The organism is Methylobacterium sp. R2-1 (genome assembly GCF_014191355.1).
Classification (GTDB): domain Bacteria; phylum Pseudomonadota; class Alphaproteobacteria; order Rhizobiales; family Beijerinckiaceae; genus Methylobacterium.
In genome coordinates this window covers 16,626-39,141 of record NZ_JACHWM010000026.1, presented here as the reverse complement: position 1 = coordinate 39,141, position 22,516 = coordinate 16,626, and the positions used below count along the sequence as shown (strand labels likewise).

Sequence of the window (22,516 nt, the reverse complement as noted above, 5' to 3'; positions counted from 1 at the left end):
GGCCAACGGCGCTGTCGGAAGGCCGGATACGTTTATGCAGACTGCACAGACCAGCGGATCCGAGCCACTTGCGGACGGGGCGGGCCATACGTTTTACGAGTGCGGTGCCGGGTGAAGAAGCGGGATAGGCTGCCTGAAGCCTCAACGGGTCCCCGACTCCTTCAGGAGGCTCGGCTGTGTCCGGGCCGGCAAGAACACTGGCCACCAGTGCGAATTCCAGGCCGCCCTGGATAGGAAGCCGGCTGGCAGTGACCGTCTTCGCTTCTCCAGGGTGCGGCCTTCGCCTCGCGCTGGCTGGCCATCGCCGCAGTCGGCGGGATGGCCGCGGCGACGCGCGAGACGACCTTTGGTCGAGCAACCGAGCCCTGCGCAAGTGCACCGGAACTGCTGCGCGAAGCGCCAGACGAGCGCAAGACGTTGCAATCCGCATCCTGAGCGAGGCGCGGACCGTGGCGAAGCAGCCTGGGCGCTTCGCGCGCCGACCGGTATCGCCGCCGCAATAGGATCCAATCGTCGGGACGGTACTTTGCAGCGTCCAACGAATCTGTACGATTGCCACGGTTGCGGTGGGAGGTGGGATTGTCGGAGACGTTGTTGCGACGCATCGAGGCCGTCGAGTCGCGGCTTGGGCGAGCGGAAGAGTCGGTGGATGGGCTGGAGGAGCAGGTCCGTGACGCGACGGCCCAGTTGACGGGATTGCTCGCGCACTTCCTTCAGGAGGCCGGCCTTGTCGATGGATCTGCCCTGAGACGATACCTAGCGCGCTTCGCCGGCGACGATAAAGGACGCGAAGACCCCGTGGGAGCGCTCGTCACCCGCGTGCTCTCGATCCTCGACTTTCAACGCCGCCATGCGGAAGATTACGCGTCCGGGGACATGATTCGGCAATGAGATCGCCGACGATGGCGCGACCGAGGTCCGTCTGCGATGCGCGGTCGAGGCGCACCCGAAGTCTATAGCACGTGCCAGTCTCTCGAGCATGTTGTTCGCAGGACGCCTCCCAGCCAGTAGCTTCCGCCGAGTACGTATGGGCACGTACTGTCCGAATCGACCGCTGCCGCCTAGCAGTGCGCATGAAGGTTCGCCTGCGGAAGGCGTCCAATTGTGAGAGGCTCCTTTGCGGCAGTACCGTTCCCCTACCTTCCGCGCGGCTGCGGCAAGCGTCGCGCAGGACGTCCTCGACGCGAATGCCGGCCTGTGGGGCACGAATGAGGGCCTTCCGGACGGTTCGGGTAACGTTGCCCGTGCCGGGGTGACCACCGCGCGGCGGGTGCAGAACCTGGCGGATGGAGCCTACCGGATTGAACTGCTCATGGACCGTTTCGGGCCTGACGAGGACCTGCGTGCCGCGCCGCGCGAGGTGAAGGCACTCGTGCACAGCGCTTGGAAGGCCCTGTCCGAGGCGTCCTTGATCATGTCCAATCTCCATTACGACGAGGAGAACGAGGTCTGGTTCGCCCTACCGTTGGCCGAGCGGGTCGAGCGCATTAGGCGGCTCGGCCGCGAATTGCTGCGAGCTGAGTGGCTCGGGCGCGCCGACGAGATGAAGGTTGAGCATGAGCGCTTCAAGGACAGGCTCTCCCGCGATAACGAGGCGGCCGAATCGATGGGGATGAATCTGCTCGCCCCCAGCCTCTTGCATGAGTTCGCAAGGGCGATTGGGTTCGCCATGCCGGCGATCAGGGCGAGGTAAGCTGCCGACGAGTTCGTGCATGGAACGGAGCGGACTAGCCCGCCCGCCACGCTGTGGGGCCATCTGCCACAGCAACCGCTATCTGGAGCGCGGAGGTCCGGGTGGCGCGCCTCGGGCGAGCGCAAGTCCTATCCGTCGAACTGTCCCCGACACAACACGTCGGGACTTGGGCGACACGATCGAGGTGCGCTGGGGCTGTGAGCCGCCGCGCCACTAGATTTAGGAGGAACTCGGTCTTGGCCACTTCGAGGGCCGTTCCTCGACTAGAGCCGTACCCGCTCACGTAGCGACTCCCAAGCCGTCCCAACCCGCCGGGCGCGGCTCTAGGCAAGCCCTGACCGGGACCGAAGCCTGAAAGTGCGGCACCGGACCAGCCCGTGCGAACGTGTCACGGAACCGGCAATCAAACCGGCAGAACGCGCGCGGGTGGTTTGACGCACGCCTTTTCTGTGCCTCAGGTTTCGACCGGTGAAGGTACCTGTGCCGCGCGCATGCGCGACCCACGCTTCGGCTCTCTGAGCGCATGCGGCATGTCGCCATGCCGATCCGGCGCGAGCACCGCGTCTGCTATCCAACGACATCGTGGGCTTGGCAGAACGCTCATCGGGGGGCACCGCGCGCTCATACTGGCTACAGGCGCTAGGTGGGTCGGCTACAAATTCCCTCTAGAGCGTTTTCGGTTTAATCAGGGTCATAGCCAGCGGCTGTGAAGAAGTTTTCGCACTCGTCGGGGGTGACAGCGTCGACGAGACGTCCGATGGCCGACCACAGCTCTTCGACGGTGCGCTCAGCCGCTTTGCGCAACAGGGCTTTGAGCTTGGAGAAGGCCATCTCGATCGGGTTGAAGTCCGGACTGTAGGGCGGCAGGAACATGAGCCGCGCGCCGGCCGCCTCGATGGCAGCCCGGACGGCCGCGCCCTTGTGGCTGCCGAGGTTGTCCATCACCACGATGTCGCCGGGCATGAGTTCGGGCACCAGCACCTGTTCGATATAGGTCTGGAAGGCGACGCGGTTGATCGGCCCGTCGAGCACGAATGGGGCTGCGATCCCAGACAGGCGCAGGCCCGCCACAAAGGTCGTCGTCTTCCAATGGCCGTGCGGAATGGGCGAGCGTAGCCGCTGGCCACGGGGGAGCGTCCCCGCAGGCGGGCCATGTTGGTCGCCGTCCAGGTCTCGTCGATAAAGACCAAGCGGGCGGGATCGAGGTCGGGCTGGTCCTCGAACCAAGCTTCCCGCGCCGCCTTCACGTCCGGCCGTTCCTGTTCAGCGGCGTGAGCCGTTTTTTTTGTAGGTGAGATCGCGCGCGTCGAGGAAGGCCCACAGCGTGCCCAGCCCAACCTTCAGATCACGCTCGGCCAACAGCCGGGCGCGCATTTCCTCCAGGATGATATCGGTCTTCTCGTCGATCAGACCGCGCAGGAACGCCTCGTGCAGATCGAGCTTCGAGGTGCGGGGACGACCCTGGGGCCGAGCCGCCACCGTGCCGGTGGCCTCGACTGCGGCGGCCCAGCGGATCGCCGTGGCGATCCCAACCCCGAAGCGGGCGGCAGCCTGACGCCGTGAGGTGGCCGCAGCCGCATCCACTACCCGCTCGCGCAGATCCAGGCTGTAGGGTCGCCCCATGTCTCGCTCCTCGTCCGGAGCGAGCACTGAATCAGCCCGCAAAAGCCCTGTGAACCCCGCCAAACCGATTCAGCGCAAACCGAAAACGCTCTAGCGGTGGGGCGTTGACGGAGGAAGGAGTTTGCTCATGCCTTCACCGTTGTCTGTGGGCCTGCGTGAGCGTGTCGTGGCTGCCGTGGTGTGTGGTGGTACGCCTGAGACCGCATGGAGGGACGCGCTATGGGACAGGTTCTCCACGGCAGCGCCACGACGACTGAGGCAATCCGTCGGGCAATCCAAGCTCGTCGAGAGAGCGTGAGAGCGGCGGCCAAGTGCTACGGCGTCAGCCCGACCAGCGTGCATAAGTGCGGTCACGCCAGACCAGCACGGATGCGCGGATGGGGCCAAAAGAGCCGCGTTCCAGCGTGCTCAGCCTGGAGGAGGAGGCGGTTACCGTCGGCACCGGCCAGGGCCTGACAGATCTCTCGCTCAACCTCGTCTTTTCCACGCCCGCGCATTTCCCGCGCTTCTTCCGCGATCATGTCGGCGTCCCGCCGAGCGTTTTCCGCAACATCGTGCTCCGCGGCGCCCTGCCTCTCGCCTGAGCGTCTCCGCGCGCCTCGGCGCGCAGAGACGCTTTATGAGACGTTTGGGTAAGTCGTGAGACGCGGCGAGATCCTCCGCCGCGCGATGCTGTGCATCCTCGTGGAACCGGGCCGGCAAGAGCCGAGGGCGAGGGAGCGAAGATTGGGCATCGAGCACATCCCGTTCGTCGGGCAGTCTGCGCGAAAGACCGAGACGGCCGGCTGTTCGTTCCAGTGCGAGCCTTGAACTGAAAGCCAAGCTGGCCCAAGACTGCCGTTCATTGTGGGAGAGCGCTAATCCGGCGCAGCAGGTCCGGGGCGCGCAGGATCGACCAATGGTCGGCCTCGATCCGTACGGGTTCGGCCCGGCCGGCGAGCTGCTCGCCCCACTCGGCCAGTGGCGCGTCCCAACCCGGCGGACGTTGCGAGGCGGTGAAGACCTGGATCTCCGGGCCGGGCGGCAGCGGTACGGCCTCCGCCAGGACCATGGCCCGCAGGTTGGCGCTCAGAACACCGAGGAAGCGTTCGAGGGCGGCATCCTCGACCAAAAGGGAGGGCGGCAGGCCCTGTCGGGCGAGCAGACGGCGCCAGAGGTCGCGCCGCTCGGCCTCCGGCAGAGCGTCGATCGCCGCCGCGTCGCGCCCTTCCCCGGAGAGAACCCACCTCATCTCGTCGCCCGCGCAGGCGAGGAGCAGGTCGCCCGGCGACCGGATCCCATTAAAGGGGCGGCGGGGGGCGGGGTCGATCAGGACGAGGCGCGCCACCGGCTCACCCTCCGCCAACAGGATCTGCGCGAGCTGCCAGGCCGTATGCGCGCCCATCGACCAGCCGAGGAGGGTATGGCCGCCCGCCGGTGGCGGCCCCAGGGCTGTTCGGTGCAGGCGGGCGAGCACGTCGAGGCGATCGACCGCTGCCTCGCCGGGCTGCAGGCCCGGCGCTTCGAGACCAAAGACGGGCCGGATGCGATCGAGCCCCTCGGCGAGGGGACGGTAGGCGGCGGCGAAACCGTCGCTGGCATGAAGACAGACCAATGGCGCGCCTGGCCCGTCCGCTAGCAGGATCGGTTGCCGCGCGGGCCCGGTTTCGGCCTCAGTGAGAGCCGCTGCCTGATCGGCGAGGATGGGGCGGGCGAAGAGCAAGCGCAGGGGCACCGTGCGGCCGGTTGCAGTGCGGATCGCCCCGGCCAATCGTGTGGCGAGAAGACTGTCACCGCCCAGGGCGAAGAAACTGTCGCCGCGGAACACGGCCTTCTGGCCAAGCAGGCTGCACCAGATGTCCGCCAACTCGGCCTCGATGCCCGGTCGCGGCGTCTCCCCGCTGCGCTCCGTTGCCGCCTGCGCAATGTAGGGCCGCGGCAGCCGCGCGCGATCGACCTTCCCGTTGGCCGAGAGCGGCAGTCGCTCGGCGAGGAGAAAATGTCCCGGCACCATATAGGCTGGCAGCGCCTCGGAAAGATGGCCGCGCAGGGCGTCCTCGTCCAGGCGGCTTACCCGCGGGGGCGCCTGCGCAGCGATGACGGATTGTCCGAAGGCCGCGAGCGGATCGCCGGAGCCGGGCCGGGTGCAGCTTCTCACGAAACCGGCCTGTGCGAGCGCGGCCTCCCAGGACTCTGCCGCCAGCATCGGCAGACCGGTCTCGCGTCGGGCATCGGCGAAGCTGCCGTGGGCGAGCCCCTCGATCAGTCCGGCAGTCACGAGCTGCAACGCCTTGTTGCGGGTCGCCTCCAGCAGCACGAGCAGGCCACCCGGCCGGATCAGGCGGCGCAGATCGGCCAGCGCCGCGGCGGCGTCGCGGGCGTTGTGGAGGACGTTGGCCGCGAGCACGACATCGAAGGCGTTGAGCGCCTCGATCTGCGGCTCCGGCGGCTCGGCGATGTCGTAGAGGCCGAAGCGCAAACCTGGCCTTGCGCCGAATTTTTCTCGCGCCAAGGTCAGGAAATGCGGTCCGACATCGGTGAAGAAGTAGTCGAGGTTGTATCCGTCGAGCCGCGCTAGGACCGGCGCGGTGAGGCCGCCGATGCCCGCACCCACTTCGAGGATGCGGGTGGCCCCGCTTCCTCCGGTGCAGGCGGCGGCGATACCCTCCGCGACGACGGTTCCGAGATGCATGGCCAGCAGGTTCCGGGCGTAGAGACCCTCGCTGCGGGCGGAATTCCCTTCCGGGAACAGCAGCGCAATCGCCTCGCCTGGCTCGCGGCGCAGCAGATCCGGCAGACGGCGCACGCAGTCCTCGATCCAGGCCAGGAGGTCGCTGCCACGCTCATTCCAGGACAGGTGGTGCGCGAGCCGGCCGAGCGTCTCTGCGAAGGTTGCCTCGACCGCCTCCTGATCGGGCGCCGGCCCCCGGCGCAGGAAGGTGGTGCCTTGACGCTCGTAGAGCCCGGAGGCGGCGAGCCAGTGCATCCATTGCCGCAGCAGGCCGCGGTAATGCGGGGCGATATCAACGGTGGTCTCAGGCTCGATCGTCTCACGATCGGCGAGGCCGAGGCGACCGAGCGCGCGCTGCATCGCGAGGCGTGCGAGCGCCTCAGCGGTCTCGTCGAAGGCGCCGAGCGCCGCCAGCGCGTCCTCCGGCGGCGCCGCGCGCGGAGCGTCGAGGCCGGATAGAAGTCCCTGCCAGACCGCCTCCGCATCCTGCGCATCGACGGCCTTCACCACGGCACCGGGCGGGCCGGCCGGCACGAGATGCGCGACGAGGCGGCGTGTTCCGCCCAGCTCCACCGCATCGACGGCCGCGGCGGAGAGGTCGGGATGGGTACAGAGCCGTGCCTCGATCTCCCCCGGCTCGATGCGCAGGCCGTTCAGCTTGATCTGGCGGTCGGCCCGGCCCAGGAATTCGAGAAGGCCGCCGGCCCGATAGCGGCCGCGATCGCCCGTGCGGTAGAGCCGCTCCCCGGTGCGCGGATGCGGGGAGAAGGCGGCGCTGGCCGACGCGTCGCCGAGATAGCCGAGCGCGAGTCCTTCGCCGGCGATGAACAGGTCGCCCTCGACCTCGTCCGGACGGGGCCGCAGCGCCGCATCGAGCACGTAGTAGCGCTGGTTCGCGAGCGGAAAGCCGTAGGGCACCGACGACCAGCCCGGCGGCTGCGCCTCCGTGTCGAACCAGTTCGACCAGATCGCCGCCTCGGTCGCGCCTCCGAGGGCCGCGACGCGGCATCCCGGCGAGAGGCGCCGCACCGTGTCCGGCAGGCCGAGGGGGATCCAGTCGCCTGAGAGGAGGACGTGCTGCAGGCTGGTCGGCAGTTGCTGACCGACCCCGTCGGCGTGCTCGGTCAGCATCGTCATCAGGGCGGGTACGGAGTTCCACAGGCTGACCCCGTTGGCCCGCATCAGCGCGAGCCAAGCGGCCGGATCGCGCCGGTCCTCCTCAGCCGGCAGAACAAGCCTGCCGCCGACGCCGAGGGGACCGAACAGGTCGTAGACGGAGAGATCGAATGTCAGGGCGGAGAGGCCGAGCACACATGTCCCGGGACCTGCACCGATGCGTGCGTTCACGTCGAGAATGGTGTTGGCGGCTGCCCGGTGCGTGACGGCGACGCCCTTCGGCGTACCGGTCGAGCCGGAAGTGTAGATGACGTAGGCGAGCGCATCCGCGTCGCCGGGGACAGCTTCCGGCACCGACCCGCTTCCGGCTTCGGAGGGGTTCTTCAGGCGCTGCACGCCCTCCGGCCAGCGGCGCCCGGCCGGGCCGAAGGCGTGGCGGATGCCGGCTGCCGCGGCGATGGTCTCCAACCGCGCGGCGGGGATGTCGTGGGCGAGTGGCACGTAGGCGCCCCCCTGACGCAGCACGGCGAGCAGGGCGGCGATCTGATCGCAGCCCTTCGGCAGGGCGACCGCAACTTTCTCTCCCGGCCTCATGTCGGCTTCGGTGAGCAGGCGCGCAGCGGCCTCGACCCGCTCGCGCAACTCCCGATAGGTCAGGCGACCGTCAGCGGCAACGACGGCCAGGGCGTCGGGAAAGCGCTCGGCCGCGGCGAGAACGGGGCGCTCCAGGCGATCGACTGGGAGGATCCGGTCGGTCGCATTGGCCCGGGCGCGCGCCTCACGCTGATCGGCGGGCGAGAGATCGTCCGGCACCGGCGCATCCCAGGATGTCGAGGCCGCGCCGAGATGATCGAGGAGGGCGCCGTAGGCCGTGAACATCGCCTCGGCCAGGCCTTTCGGGAACATCTCCTCGATGACGATCCAGTTGTACTCCAGACTGCCGTTGCGGATCATCGCCTGGTGATCAAGCCAGACCTGGGGCGTCTCCGTGTAGAGGTGGCATGGCTCGCCGAGCATCACCGCCCCGCCGTTGCGGTGGACGAGGGTGTCGATGTCGAGCCCAAGCAGGCTCGTGAATACCACCGGCATAGCCGCATCCGCGCCTTGGCCGGTGCGCTGGGCCCGCTCGCGCAGCACTTCGACGCCATTGAAGCGACTATGCGCCAGGGCGCCCCACAGGGTCGCCTGAACAGCGCGCGCCCGGTGCGCGAAGCCGGCGACGGCGGTGCAATCCAGGGCGACGAGCATCACCGAGGTGAAGTCGCCGACGAGGGTCTGCACGTCCGGCACGAGGGGACGGCGGTCGAACTGCGTCAGGTTGAGGGTAAAGGCCGGCATCGCCGACCAGCGCGCCAGGATCTCACCGAAGGCGGCGAGCAGGAAGGAGGAGGGCGTCACCCCGGCGGCCCGCGCTTTCGCTTCGAGCCGCCGCCACTCCTCTCCGTCGAGGCGCCGCCGCATCCGGCGGAAACTCGGCTTCGCCACCGCCTCCGGGATGGCCGCAAGGGGAAGCGCCGGCGCCGGCGGCAGGGCGTCGAGACGCTCGAACCACCATGCGCGGTCGGCCGCGTAGGCGGGGTCCGCCCTCTCGGCCTCCACGGCACGGCGATAATCGCGGAAGGTCGATCGGATCGGGGGCAGGTCGCAGGCGGGATCGCGGTAGAGCCGCTCGAGTTCCGTCAGCAGAATATGGAAGCTCTGGACGTCGACGATCAGCAGATCGAGGTCGAGGTGCAGACAGAAACGACCCTCCGGCATGCGGGTGATCCGCAGGTCGAAGAGAGGCCATTGCCCCGCATCCAGCACCTGCGCGCTCATCCGCGCCCGGTTCGAGGCCCGTAATGCCTCAGCCGTCCACGCATCCTCTCCACCCTCGTCGACGACGACGCGGTAGCGCGGCACAGTGGGTAGGATGCGTTGCCGTCCCTCCGACGTGACGACGGCCCGAAGCATGTCGTGGCGCGCCACAAGGCGGTTCCAGGCCTCCTCCAGGCGAGCCGGATCCAATGCTGGCAGCAACCACTCGAAATAGACGTGGCAGGCGACGCCGCCGAGGCTGAGGGCGTCGGTGCGCCCAACCCAGTAGGCGTGCTGGATTTCGGTCAGCGGAAATCCGTCGTCCTCTGTTTCCGCCGCAACTAATCCGGCACCTTCATGCATCCCTTGCATGACCGGAATGAGATCGACCGGGTCGGCCTGACCGGGTTCGGCCCAGCCGACGATGTGTCCGCCGGGCGAGAGGGCCGCGTTCAAGCTGTTCAGAACTTCCCGGGAAGGTGCGAGACCGGGAGAGACGACGATCAGGTCGAACACGCCACTTGGTGGTGTGAGGCGAACGGGATCCAAAAGCGCGAAGCGGAGATGAGCCCGGGCGCCGGCATTGCGGCGCAGCATCGCCAGCCGCAGAGGCGAAGAGCAGGCCACGACATGCTCGATGGGGGCGTCGGCCAAGCCGTCGAGAAAGTCGGCCAACGCGAGGGAGGACGCGCCGAACTCGAGGACCCGGCTGAACCGGCCGGGCTCCTGCGCAAGCAGGCATGCGATCGAGGTTGCGTAATTTGCTCCCCCGAAACCGTCAATCATCTGCATTTCAAGCACTTTGTCCGCCGTTATTCGATGATTCTTGCGATCAATCGAAGAATATATCCCAAAATGTTTCTCTCCGTAAGTGAATCAATTTAGAACTGCTTCAATTTGAGTTATAAAGGTGGAAGATAAGTCTTCCAAAAGCTGCGCCTCTATGGTTGTTTCCCTCGAGAATCGCTGATCGACAGCAAAATTATGCGGAGGAAGCGGATGGTGCTCGCCCCGGAGACGATCGTCGCTCGGATCGAGACCATGGCCCGGAGCCGGGGGGATGCCACCGCGCTCGATGTCCGTGGCGGTCCAGATCAGGCCCGAAGCACCCTGACCTATGCGGAGCTGGTGGCTCGTTGCACCTCGGTGGCGCGTGCGCTGCGGGCGGAGATCGGCCCTGGGGAGCGAGCCCTGGTCCTGCTGCCGTCGGGGCTCGACTACGTGGTGGGCCTGCTCGGCTGCCTCTTCGCCCGGGTCGTGGCGGTTCCGGTCAATCTCACGGCGCCCGGGCGGGTCGCGCGGGTCGAGGCGAAGGTCGCCGCGATCGCGACGGATTGCGATGCTCGAGCGATCGTGACCTCGGAGGAGGTGGTGCGCGCCTCAGGGGAGGCCGTGGCACGGCTCGCGGCGGCGACCGACGCCGGCGTGATCACCATCGATGCGGCAGGAATGGGCGGGCCTCGCCTCGCCGACGGGCCGGCGCCCGACGACATCGCCTTCCTACAATACACCTCAGGCTCCACCGGCGAGCCGAAGGGTGTGATCAACCGCCACCGCGGGCTGATGCACAATCTGGAGCTGCTGCGCTGCCTGCTCTGGCCGAAGGACGGCCCCGTCGTCGCGAGTTGGCTGCCGCTCTACCACGACATGGGTCTGATCATGGGCGTACTCGCCCCGATCGCCTTCGGTGGGCGAGCCGTCAGCATGCCGCCCGCTGCCTTCGTGTCCGATCCGCTGGCCTGGCTCGAAATGGCGGCGGAGAGCGGTGCTGCGGTGCTGCCCTGCCCGGCCTTCGCCCTCGACGCCTGCGTCGAGCGCTACGATGCCGCGCGTCTGGAGCGCCTGGATCTGAGCGGTATCGAGAGCGTGGTGCCGGCGGCCGAGCCGGTCCTGCCGCGGCAGATCCACGCCTTCTACGAGCGCTTCCGACGCCACGGCCTGCGCTGGGGCGCGATCCGGCCCTCCTACGGACTGGCGGAGGCGACTCTGTTCGCCTCGGGTAGCGCGGAGTCCGGCGGGCCTGTGCTGCTTGGGGTCGAGGCGGCGGGGATCGAGCGGGGCCTCGCCCGGCCGCTGCCGCCGGAGACGCCGGGCGCCCGCACGTACGTCTCGAACGGCACCGATTTCGGCGACCAGGATCTGCGCATCGTCGATCCCGAGACGCTTCTCACGCTTCCGGCCGACAGCGTCGGCGAGATCTGGATTTCGGGGCACGGCATCGCCGCCGGCTACTGGGGTAAGGGAGCGCCCACCGACGAGATTTTTCGGGCTCGCACGCGCGATGCGGGCGCGGGCGGGGACCGGACCTACCTGCGCACGGGCGATCTCGGCTTTCTGCACGAGGGGCACCTCTACATCACGGGCCGGCGCAAGGACGTGCTGATCGTGCGCGGTCAGTGCCATTACCCGAACGACATCGAGGCGAGCCTCGCCGAGGCGCATCCGGACATCGTTACGGGCGGGGGCGCCGCCGTCTCGGTGTCCGACGCCGCGGGAGGCGAGGCCCTCGTCGTGATCCAGGAGGTGCGGCGCCATCCGGGCCTCGACCCGCAGGCCGTCGCCGCGGCGATCCGCGAGACGGTGGCGCGCCAGCACGGTCTCTCCACCCAGGACGTCGTCCTGATCCGGCGCGGAACCCTGAAGCGCACCACCAGCGGCAAGGTCCAGCGCGCGGCGATGCGCGAGGCCTATCTGCGCGGCACGCTCACGCCCCTCGGCCCGCGCGGGGACGAGCCCGCCGGCGCGGAAGCCATCCCGGCGGAGGAGGACCGCCGCGCCGCCCTCGCCCGCCTCGTTCACGATAGCGTGGTGGCCGCCCTAGGCCGGGCCGCCCCCCGCAGGCTCGACCCCGCCCGCAGTCTGTTCTCCCTCGGCCTCGACTCGCTCGCCGCGACCCAGGCCGTCACGGCGCTGGAGGCGCAGCTCGGCCTCTCCCTGCCCGACGGGCTGCTGTTCGACCACCCGAGCATCGACGCCCTCGCCGACTGGCTGCTGCAGCGGGAGCGGGCCGGCGCGACGCCAAAGGGGAGGCCCACGCCCACGGCCCACGGTGCCGCCGAGCCCATCGCCATCCTTGGTCTCTCTCTGCGGATGCCGTCCGGCGTGGTGGATCTCGACACCCCCGACGCCTTCTTCGACTGGCTGATGGCGGGCGGGGACGCGGTGCGCCCGCTCTCGCCCGAGCGCTTCCCGCCGGGCCTCGAAATTCCCGGCCACGGCGCCTGCCTCGCCCGGATCGACGGCTTCGACGCCGCCTTCTTCGGGATCGGCGCCCGCGAGGCGATGAACACCGACCCGCAGCAGCGCCTCCTGCTGGAGGCCGCCTGGCATGCCCTGGAGGATGCCGGCCTGCGCCCGGAGACCCTGCGCGGCAGCGATACCGGCGCCTTCGTCGGTATCGGCACCGGCGATTACGGGCACCTGCCCTTCGCTAGCGGCGATCCCAGTCATTTCGACCCGTATTACGGCACCGGCAACGCCTTCGCGGCGGCGGCCGGGCGCCTCTCCTTCTTCTTCGACTGGTCGGGACCCAGTCTCGCCGTCGACACCGCCTGCTCCGCCTCCCACGCGGCGGTCCATCTCGCCTGCCAGTCCCTGCGGGCGGGTGAGAGTGGGCTGGCGCTCGCGGCCGGGGTGAAGCTCCAGATCGTGCCGGAGATCGACCTCGTCCTGGCCCGGGCCGGCATGCTGGCGCCCGACGGCCGCTGCAAGACCTTCGACGCGGCGGCCGACGGCTACGTCCGCGGCGAGGGCGTCGGCGTCGTGGTGCTCAAGCGCCTGTCCGAGGCGCTGCGCGACGGCGACTCCGTCCGGGCGGTGATCCGCGAGAGCGTACTGAGCCAGGACGGGGCGGGCGCAAGCCTTTCGGCCCCGAACGCACAGGCCCAGGCGCGCATGCTCGCCGCCGCCCTCGGCCGCGCCCGACTCGACCCGGACGACATCGACTACGTGGAACTTCACGGCACCGGCACGCGGCTCGGTGACCCGATCGAGTTCCAGGGCCTTGCCGAAGTCTTCTCCGGCCGCCGGGTCGACGATCCGCTGCTGCTCGGCTCGGTCAAGACCAATATCGGCCATCTCGAAGCCGCCGCCGGCATCGCCGGGCTGATCAAGACGGTGCTGGCACTGCAGGCCGGACGCCTGCCACCGCACCTGCATCTCGCCACCGTCAATCCGGCGATCGATCTCGCCCGAATCCCGGCGGCGGTCACGACCGCGGCGCAGGACTGGCCGCGGCGCGGGGACCGGCGCCGGGCGGGCGTGACCTCCTTCGGCTTCGCCGGCACCATCGGCCATCTCGTCGTCGAGGAGGCGCCCGCGGCCGCGGCGCCCGAGCCGGACGGGGACGCGCCGGACACCCATCTCCTCCTGCTCTCGGCCCGAAGCGAGCGAGCGCTCCTGAGGCTGCGCGACCGCTACGTCGCCCGCCTTGCCGAGCCCGGCCTCGCACTCGCGCCGCTCGCCAACGGCGCGGCCCGGCTGCGCCAGCACTTTGCCGAGGCGCGCCTCGCGGTGACCGGCCGCGACGCGCAGGCGCTGGCCGCCGCCCTTGCCGAGGCCCCCGCCCTCCAGCCGGAGGGCCGGCCGCGCCTTGCCTTCCTCTTCACCGGCCAAGGCTCGCAATGGGGCGGCATGGGCCGGGCGCTACACGAGGCCGAGCCCCTGTTCCGCGACGCCCTCGACCGGGCCGACACCGCGCTCTCCGCTCCGCTCGGCCTCTCCATCCGCGACCTGATGTTCGCCCCCGCCGATCCGCGCCTCGACGAGACCCGCTACACTCAGCCCGCCCTCTTCGCCTTCGGCTACGCCCTGGCGCAGGTCTGGCGCGGCTACGGCATCGAGCCCGACGTCGTGCTCGGCCATTCCATCGGCGAGGTGGCTGCCCTGGTCCATGCCGGCAGCCTCGATCTAGAGGAGGCCGCCCGCTTCATCGCCCGCCGCGCCGCCCTGATGCAGGGCTTGGCGGAGCCCGGCGGCATGGCCGCCCTGCGCCTGAGCGAGGCGGAGGCGCGCGCGCGCCTCTCCGGCACCGGCCTCTCGCTCGCGGCCGTAAACGGCGCCCGCGACGTCGTGGTGGCCGGCCGCCGGGACGCCCTGGCCGCCTTCGCGGAAAGGCTTGCGGCGGAGGGGATCAGCGTGCGGCCGCTCACGGTCTCCCACGCTTTCCATTCGGAGCTGATGGAGCCCATTCTCGACGCCCTGGAGGCAGAAGCCGCCAAGCTTCCCGGCCGCGAGCCGCGTCTCGCGGTGGTCTCGACGCTCACCGGCGGGCTCCTAGACGTGGCGCCGGACGCGGCGTACTGGCGCGCCCATGCCCGCAGCCCAGTGCGGTTCGCCGACGCCCTCGCCGCGGCGGTCTCGGACGGCTGCACGGCGTTCCTGGAGATCGGGCCGCAGCCGATCCTCACGGCCCTCGCCCGCCGCGAGGCGGATCGGCCGGACGGGCTCTTCCTGGCGAGCGCGCGCCGCGAGGATGTCGGCCTGTCCGGATTGCGGGAGGCCTCGAGCGCCCTCTACGGCCGTGGCTTCAACCTGAACATGGCCGCTGCCTTCCGGGGGGCGACCCTGCCGGGCAGCGCCCTGCCCCTCTATCCCTTCGAGCACCGCTCCTACTGGCTTGAGGACCGCAGCACCGACCGGCGGCGGCGACCGCTGCCGAAGCCGGGCGGCGCCCCCGCGGACGCTCCCCTGCCCCTCACGGAGATCGTCTGGGAGCCGATCGGCCTCCCGGAAGGGAGCCGCATCTCCCTCCCCCTCACGCTCATCGGTGGCAGCGCGGCGCTGCACGCGCAGGTGGCCGACGCCCTGGCGAGCGCCGGTGTCACGACTTGCGAGGGCGGCGACACGATCGGGGACGGGATCGCCCTCTGGCTCGGCTTCCTTGAAGCCGGGCAGGCGCCTGCCGACGCCGCGATCTGGGATTTCGTCGCCTTCGCGCAGCGGCTCCAGCGCGCGCGAGAGGGCGCTCGCGTCGTCATCCCGACCCGCGGTGCGCAAGGACCGGGTCACATCGCGGCCCCAGCCCAGGCCGGGATCTGGGGCGCTGCTCGTGCGCTCGCCGTCGAGTACCCCGAATTGCGCACGCTGATGCTCGATCTCGGCACCGGGGACGACCTGGGCACCGGGGACGACCTGGGTACCGGCCACGACCTGGGCACCGGCCACGACGGACTGGCCCGGCTCGCCTCCCTCGCCCCGGCGCTCGGTGCCTTGATCGAGCGGGAGGACGCGCTTGCTTCCCAAAGTGGCGGCTGGGCGAGCCCGCGCCTCGTGCCAGCGTCGCCGCCGACGGAGGACGGGGCACCGATCCGGCCGGACGCCACCTACCTCGTCTGCGGCGGCTTCGGCGCGCTGGGCCTGCACGTCGTCGCGTGGCTGGCGGCCCGCGGCGCCCGGCACGTCGTCGTCACCGGGCGCGGTGAGCCCGGCGCTTGGGGGCGGGAGGCGCTGGAGCGCTTCCGCCTGGGCGGCGTCACCCTGCGCCACGTCCGCGTCGATCTCGCCGACCGCGAGGCCATGGCGGTTCTACTGGCTGAGATCGAGGCGGGGGAAGCTCCCTTGCGCGGCCTGTTCCACTGCGCGGGGATCGGCCGCTTCGACACGCTGGAGGCCATCGACGCGGACGGGTTCCACGCGGTGATGCGGGCTAAAACCGAGGGCTCCTGGCACTTGCACGCCCTCACCCGCGCCAACCCGGACATCGAGCACTTCGTGCTCTTCACCTCGATCTCAGGGATCTGGGGCTCACGCTTCCAGATCCACTACGGCGCGGCCAACGCCTACCAGGATGCGCTCGTGGGCTTGCGCCGGGCGGAAGGGCTGCCGGCCTTGGCTATCGCCTGGGGACCCTGGGGCGGCGGCGCCGGCCTGTCCGAGGTGGACGAGGACCTGCTCGACTACTTGCGCCGGGCCGGCATCACCCGCTTCCCGCCGGAGCGGGGCGTTGCCACCCTCGACCGCCTCGCCGGAACGTCGGGCCGCCTCGTCGCTGCGGAGGTCGATTGGGCCGCCTTCGGGACGCTCTACCGCGCCTTCGGGCGCAGCGACCTCCTCGGCCGCCTTGCCCCCGCGGAGCCGGGACGAGACGAGGATGGCGCGTCGGCGCCCGACTGGGCCTCCATGACGGCAGAAGAGCGCCGGGAGCGGATCGTCCGCTTCGTCCGCGATGCGCTGTCCGAGGTGCTGAGAGTGCCGGCGCACACCATCGCGGAGACGGCCGACCTGCTGCATCTCGGCCTCGACTCGATCCTCGTCATGGAGTTTGCCCATCGCTGCAAGCGGCGGCTCGGGCTCGACTGCGCCCTGCGCGCGATCTTCGAGAATGCCAGCCCTGCCCGGCTCTCGGCCCATCTCGCCAGCCTCGCCGACGCGAGCGCGGAGGCCGCCGGGTCGACGGTCGAGACGGCGGAGGCCGACGTCATCGTGCCTGATCAGGCCGGGCTATACCTGCCCTTCCCGCTCACCGACCTGCAATACGCCTACTGGGTCGGCCGGGACCCGCGCTTCGTGCTCGGCGGCGTCTCCTGCCACGCCTATCTCGAATCCGAGATCGCGGTGGGCTTCTCGCTGCCCCGCCTGGAGGCCGCCTGGAACGCCCTGATCGCCCGCCACGACGCCCTGCGGCTCGTGATCGAGCCCGACGGGCGCCAGCGCATCCTGGCCGAGGTGCCGCCTTACCGGATCGCCGCCGCCGATCTCTCCGGTGCCGCCGGGACGGAGGTTGACGCCCATCTCAACGGATGGCGGGAAGAACTGTCGCACCAAGTGCTCGATGCGGGGGACTGGCCACTTTTCGAACTGCGCGCGACGCATCTGCCCGGCGGCCGCACCCGACTTCACATCAGCATCGACATGCTGATCAACGACGTCACCAGCTCCCAGGTACTGTGGGAGGAACTCGGGCGCGTCTACATGGCGGGCTCGGTCGCGGCGGCGGGGCTCGAACCCTTCGCGATCTCGTTCCGCGACTACGTCCTCGCCAAGGCGCATCCCTCACCGGAGCGGGCGGCGCAGCTCGAACGGGACCGCGCCTACTGGATGGGGCGGCTCGGCACCCTTCCGCCGGCGCCCCAGCTTCCCCTGGCGCAGGCGCCGGCCCGCCTTGGCAAGCCGCGCTTCGTCCGGCATGCCGGGCACCTTTCGGCCGAGACTTGGCAGGCCCTGCGCGAACGCGCCCGCGGCTTCGGCGTCACCCCGGCGACTCTGCTGATCGGCGCCTTCAGCGAAGTGCTCGCCGCATGGAGCGATGGGGCCGCCTTCAGCCTCAACCTCACGATCTTCGACCGGCTGCCCCTGCATCCGGACGTGCCGCGCCTCGTCGGCGACTTCACCTGCGTCACGCTTCTGGAAGTCGATTGCCGTGAGGAGGCGCCCTTTCATCGGCGCCTGGAGGTGCTCCAGGCGCGGATGCTGGAGGATCTGGAGCATCGCGGCGTCGGCGCCGTGGACGTGCTGCGCGAACTCAACCGCGGCCGCCCGCCGGAGGATCCGGTGCTGGCCCCGGTCGTGTTCACGAGCCAACTCGGCATGCTCGACCCGACCAAGGGCGCCGGCACCGACGATCCGCTCGGCACGGTGGTCCACGGCATCACCCAGACCCCTCAGGTCTGGCTCGACCATCAGGTTTCCGAACTCGAAGGCCAGCTTCTCTACAACTGGGACGTAGTCGAGGCCTTGTTCCCCGATGGCCTGATCCCGGCGATGTTCGCGGCCTACGAGGCGCTGCTCGCGCGGCTCGCCAACTCCGAGGAGGGTTGGGAAGAGGCTTGGCGGCGGCCGTTGGGGCCGCTACTTCCGGAGGGGCAGGTCGCGACCCGCGCACGCGTCAACGCTACAGCCGCCCCGCTGCCGGAGGAGACGCTCGACGGCGCCTTCTTCGCTCAGGCCGCCCGCAGGCCCGGGAGCACGGCGCTGATCGCCGGCGAGGAAACCTATTCCTACGGCCGCCTCGCAGCCTGGAGCCGGCGCCTCGCCGGCCACCTGGATGCCGCCGGGCTGAAGTCCGGCGAGCGGGTGGCGATCCTCATGCGCAAGGGCCCGGAACAGGCCGCCGCCTGCCTCGCCGTGCTGGCGCAGGGAGGCGTCTACGTTCCCATCGATCCCGACATGCCGGCCCCGCGCATGGCTATGATCCTCGCTACGAGCGCCATCCGGCTCGCACTGGTCCAGGGCGCGCTGCGCCCGGACCTGCCAGCAGTCGAGGCGACCCTCCTCGTTGCCGACGAAGCGGATTGCCGCGACCTGCCGGAAGCCGGCGCCGCCCCCGGCCGCGGCGGCGCCGACGAGGCCTACGTGATCTACACCTCGGGCTCGACCGGGGTGCCGAAGGGAGTGCTCATCGACCATCGCGGCGCGATGAACACGATCCGCGACGTGAACGCGCGTTTCGACGTCGGGGAGGAGGACCGGCTTTTCGGTTTCTCGGCGCTCGGGTTCGATCTCTCCGTCTACGACCTGTTCGGCGCCTTCGCCGCGGGCGCCGCCCTGGTACTGCCCGAGGCGCGGAGCAGCCACGATCCGGGTCACTGGGCCGACCTCGTGCATCGCCACGGCGTCACCGTGTGGAACTCGGTGCCGGCGGTGTTCGACCTTCTCCTCGATGAGCCGGCCGAGGCGCTGCAGAGCCTGCGCCTCACCCTACTCTCGGGCGACTGGATCCCGCTCAAGCTGCCTGCCACCCTCGCCGCCCGCGTGCCCGGCTGCCGCTTGGTCGCGCTCGGAGGTGCCACCGAGGCCTCGATCTGGTCGAACTGGTTCCCGGTCAAGGCGGTCGCGCCTGGCTGGCGCTCGATTCCCTACGGCTGGCCGCTGGCCAACCAGAGCTACCGGGTGCTCGATGCCCTGGGCCGCGACCGGCCCGACTGGGTGGCGGGCGACCTGCATATCGGCGGAGCCGGCCTTGCGCTCGGCTACGAGCGCGATCCGGCTCGCACCGATGCCGCCTTCTTCGTCCATCCGCGCCACGGCCGGCTCTACCGGACCGGCGACCTCGCCCGTTACTGGCCCGACGGCACCCTGGAGTTCCTCGGGCGCCGCGACGGACAGGTGAAGATCGCCGGGCACCGCATTGAGCTCGGCGAGATCGAGGCCGCGCTCGCGGCTCATCCAGGGATCGCCGAGGCGGTGGCTGACGCGACTGGCTCCGACGGGAGCAGTCGCAGCCTCGCTGCCTGGGTCGTTCTCGCCGAGCCGGACGACGGCTCACCCACGCTCTGCCGAATTCGAGAGGCCGAACCGGGAAGCGTTGCGGCGAACCGGGCGCTCGCCGCTGGCCTGGGGGAGGCGGTTTTCGCGCTGGGCCGAGGGGCCGACCGGCTCGACGCGTTCTGGGACTGGCAGCGGGATCTCGCCGCGCAATGCGTGCGCGATCTCCTGTCCGCGGCCGGCGCCTTCACGGACGAGACCGAACACGATGCGGCCGATCTCGTCCGGCGCCTCAGTCTCGCGCCGGATTTCAAGCTGCTTCTGCCGCGCTGGCTCGCCCTGCTCGAAGCCACGGGCGAGATCGAACGCGCTGGTTCCCTCTGGCGCGGACGCCTCTCTGCCTCGACCTGGGCCGCGCTTCGACGGAGTGGCGAGCACTTCGACGTGGACGGCGCCATCGTCGATGCCTTGCGGGAGGCCGGACCGGGGCGGCATTCCGTTCTCGGGGGTCAGGGCGACGCCCTCGCGCTGTTCTACGGGGAGGGTGCGGCGCTGAGTCCGGACCGGCTCGGCCGGCTGCATCCCCGTGCCGTCGCGGTGAACCGGGCCATCGGTGCCGCCCTGGACCGGGCGGCCGAGGCGGCGCGGGCCGACGGCCGCAGGCTTCGCATCCTAGAGATCGGCGCGCGGCACGGTCTCGCCACTCAGGATTGGCTCGGGCAGGTGCGGGCGGCGGAGGCCGTGATCACAGATCCCTCGCCGCTCTTGCTCGACGCCGCGCGCGGCCTGAACCCGGGCGATGCCGCCTGGCAGGTTCTCGATCCCGAGCGCGATCCCGAAACGCAGGGCATGCCGGCCCACGGCTTCGACGTCCTGCTCGCCTTCAACGCCCTGCACCGGACCCGCGACATCGGCGCCCTGCTGCGCCGCTGCCGCCGGCTGCTCCGGCCCGGCGGCGTGCTGATCGCCACCGAGATCACGCTGAATTCGCCGCTCCTCGACGTCACCGTCGCCCTGCTCGAACGCGGCTTCCGGGATCTCGCCGACGCCCGCCGCGAAAGCGGCGCACCGCTTTTGTCGGGCGCCGAGTGGCGGAGGGCCCTCCGGCAAGCCGGCTTCACTGAAGCCGCCGTGACGGCGCCGGGCGAGGAAGCGGGCCTCGAACTGCTCGTCGCGCGCAACGCGGACGCCGTCCCCGTCTTCGATCAGGCCGCCGCGATCACCCATCTCGAAGCCCGGCTGCCGGCCTACATGGTGCCGCGCCGGATCCTCTGCCTGGACGCACTTCCGCTGACCGCCAACGGCAAGATCGACCGCAAGAGCCTGCCGCGGCCGGAGGCGGCGAGCGCCACCGCGTCCGAGACGATGGCCGCCCCCGAGACGGAGACGGAACGGCGACTCGCCGCGATCTGGTCGGCCCTGCTTCCCGGGGCCGGGATCGGGCGCGACAGCAACTTCTTCACCCTGGGCGGCGATAGCCTGATCGCCGTGCGCCTGGCCGAGCGTGTCCGCGACGCCTGCGGCCGCCGGCTCGCCCTGCGCGATCTCTTCGCCCACCCGGTGCTGTGCGATCTCGCCCGCCTGCTCGACGACGGCGCGGCGCAGTCTGCGGAGGCGACGGCTCCGGAGGAGACTGCGCCCTTCGCGGTCAGGTCGGAGGAATGGCACGCGCCCTTCCCCCTCACGGACGTGCAGCAGGCCTACTGGATCGGCCGGCAGGCGCTGTTTCCCCTCGGCGGCGTCTCGACCCATCTCTATGTCGAGATCGACGTCGCCGACCCGTCCCTCGACCGGCTGGAGCGGGCCTGGAACCAGTTGATCGCGCGCCACGGCATGTTGCGCGCCGTCATCGACGAGGCCGGGCACCAGCGCATCCTCGAGACGGTGCCGCGCTACCACATCCTCGGCGCGGACCTGCGCGCGGCGAGCCGGGAGGACGTGGCCGACTGGCTCGCGCGTCAGCGGAGCGAACTCGACCACCGGGTCCACGATACCACCGGCTGGCCGTTGTTCGAGATCCGCGCGATCCGCCTCGCCGCCGCGACGCGCCTGCTGATCAGCCTCGACAACCTGATCTGCGACGGGCGCAGCATGGTACTGCTGCTCTCCGAATGGGCAGCGCTCGCCCGCGATCCCGACCGGGCCCTGCCCGATCTCTGCGTGAGCTTCCGGGACGTCGCCCTCCAGCGGGCGGCGCAGGAGGCGAGCCCCGCCTTCCGCGACAGCCTCGACCACTGGATGAGGCAGCTGCCGGATCTGCCCCCGGCCCCCGCCCTGCCGCTCGCGGCCGAGCCCGCCGCCCTGACGCCACCGCGCTTCGCCCGGCTCGCCTCGGAACTCGGCGCGGCGGAATGGGCGCGGTTGCGCGAGAACATTCGCGCGGCGGGGCTCTCGGTGAACGCCGTGCTGCTCGCCGCCTACGGGGCGGCGCTTGCGGCGGCGGGCGGGGGCAAGCGCTTCGTGCTCAACCTCACCCTGTTCCAACGCCCTCAACTCCATCCGCAGATCGACCTGCTGGTCGGCGACTTTACCTCGCTGCTGCTGGTGCCATTCGAGGGTGGGCGGGACGAGGGTTTCGATGCGGTCGCGCGGCGGATGCAGGAGCGGCTCTGGACCGACCTCGCCCATGCCGAGGTCTCCGCGATCCGCGTCCTGCGCGAGGCCGCCCGGCGGGGCATTGACCCGCAGGCCCACGCCGCGCCGGTGGTGTTCACGAGCGGCGTCGGGGTCGACAACACCGCCTCCGACGGGCGCACGGCCGACTGGCTCGGCACCTTCACCGGCGGCATCACGCAGACGCCCCAGGTCTGGATCGACCATCAGGTCGTCGAGCGCGAGGGACGGCTGGTCTTCAACTGGGATCATGTCGAGGGCTTGTTCGACTCGGCCTGGATCGCGGCGACCTTCACCGGCTACTGCGCCCTGCTGCACCGGCTCGCAGCGGATCGCGCGACCTGGGCAAGTCAGCTCTCCGAACTGGTGCCGGAGACCCTGGCTCCAAAGTTCTCGGCCCCGGAACGCCGCTCCGCCGATGACGCGTTCGGCCTGCAGTCCGGGGCTGGCGCGGACGCGGTGGCCGAGCATCCGGCCGATTCCGCCCTCATGCCGATCATCGCCGCGGCGCTGGCGCAGGAGCTCGGCCTGGACCGGGTCGATCCCGACCGCAACGTCTTCGAACTCGGCGCCAGTTCCCTCAGCCTGATCCGGGTGCATCAGCGTCTCCGGCGCGAGCTCGGCCGCGACTTCCCGGTCGTGGCGATGTTCGGCCACCCGACCTGCCGTGCGCTTGCCCGCCATCTCACCCCCGAAGGTCCGCCGGAGGCGGCAACGGGGGAGGCCGACGCAATGGCCCGGCGGCTCGCCGCCCGCAGCCTCAATGCTCGGCGCCGGCAAGCGGTCCTGAGCTGAACGGTACGACAGACCCATCGAGACTT

At 70.5% G+C, this 22,516-nt stretch carries 6 protein-coding genes and 1 pseudogene; 4 read left to right on the top strand and 3 right to left on the bottom strand.

Annotation, left to right across the window (positions count from 1 at the left end; translation table 11 throughout):
* Positions 1–594 precede the first annotated feature (594 nt).
* Positions 595–891, top strand: coding sequence for a hypothetical protein (locus tag FHU13_RS26055; protein WP_183438732.1), 297 nt, complete (start codon positions 595–597; stop codon positions 889–891).
* 226 nt (positions 892–1,117) lie between these two features.
* Positions 1,118–1,693 (top strand): hypothetical protein, encoded by a 576-nt coding sequence (locus FHU13_RS26050; protein ID WP_183438731.1) that lies wholly within the window; start codon positions 1,118–1,120, stop codon positions 1,691–1,693.
* Positions 1,694–2,374: 681 nt separating this feature from the next.
* Here FHU13_RS26050 and FHU13_RS28330 read toward each other — a convergent pair.
* On the bottom strand, positions 2,375–2,920 hold the full coding sequence (locus tag FHU13_RS28330; protein WP_281411670.1) for an IS630 family transposase: 546 nt from the start codon (positions 2,918–2,920) through the stop codon (positions 2,375–2,377).
* 36 nt (positions 2,921–2,956) lie between these two features.
* Positions 2,957–3,316, bottom strand: a complete 360-nt coding sequence (locus FHU13_RS28325) for a transposase (RefSeq protein WP_281411669.1) — start codon at positions 3,314–3,316, stop codon at positions 2,957–2,959.
* Positions 3,317–3,535: 219 nt separating this feature from the next.
* Here FHU13_RS28325 and FHU13_RS26040 point away from each other — a divergent pair.
* Positions 3,536–3,753 (top strand): annotated as a pseudogene (locus FHU13_RS26040) (IS481 family transposase); the annotation flags it as partial.
* 404 nt (positions 3,754–4,157) lie between these two features.
* Here the strand turns inward: FHU13_RS26040 and FHU13_RS26035 are convergent.
* Positions 4,158–9,725 carry a non-ribosomal peptide synthetase gene (locus FHU13_RS26035; RefSeq protein ID WP_183438730.1) on the bottom strand — a complete coding sequence of 1,856 codons (5,568 nt, stop codon included), beginning with the start codon at positions 9,723–9,725 and terminating at the stop codon, positions 4,158–4,160.
* Between the two features lie 213 nt (positions 9,726–9,938).
* On the opposite strand from FHU13_RS26035, the gene FHU13_RS26030 reads away from it, so the two are divergent.
* Positions 9,939–22,490 carry a non-ribosomal peptide synthetase/type I polyketide synthase gene (locus FHU13_RS26030; protein ID WP_183438729.1) on the top strand — a complete coding sequence of 4,184 codons (12,552 nt, stop codon included), beginning with the start codon at positions 9,939–9,941 and terminating at the stop codon, positions 22,488–22,490.
* Positions 22,491–22,516 lie beyond the last annotated feature (26 nt).

What these genes read in the sequence shown, in the direction of transcription:
- FHU13_RS26030 (WP_183438729.1), top strand. Translation starts at nt 9,939, where the DNA reads ATGGTGCTCGCCCCGGAGACGATCGTCGCTCGGATCGAGACCATGGCC.
- FHU13_RS28325 (WP_281411669.1), bottom strand. Translation starts at nt 3,316, where the DNA reads ATGGGGCGACCCTACAGCCTGGATCTGCGCGAGCGGGTAGTGGATGCG.
- FHU13_RS26035 (WP_183438730.1), bottom strand. Translation starts at nt 9,725, where the DNA reads ATGATTGACGGTTTCGGGGGAGCAAATTACGCAACCTCGATCGCATGC.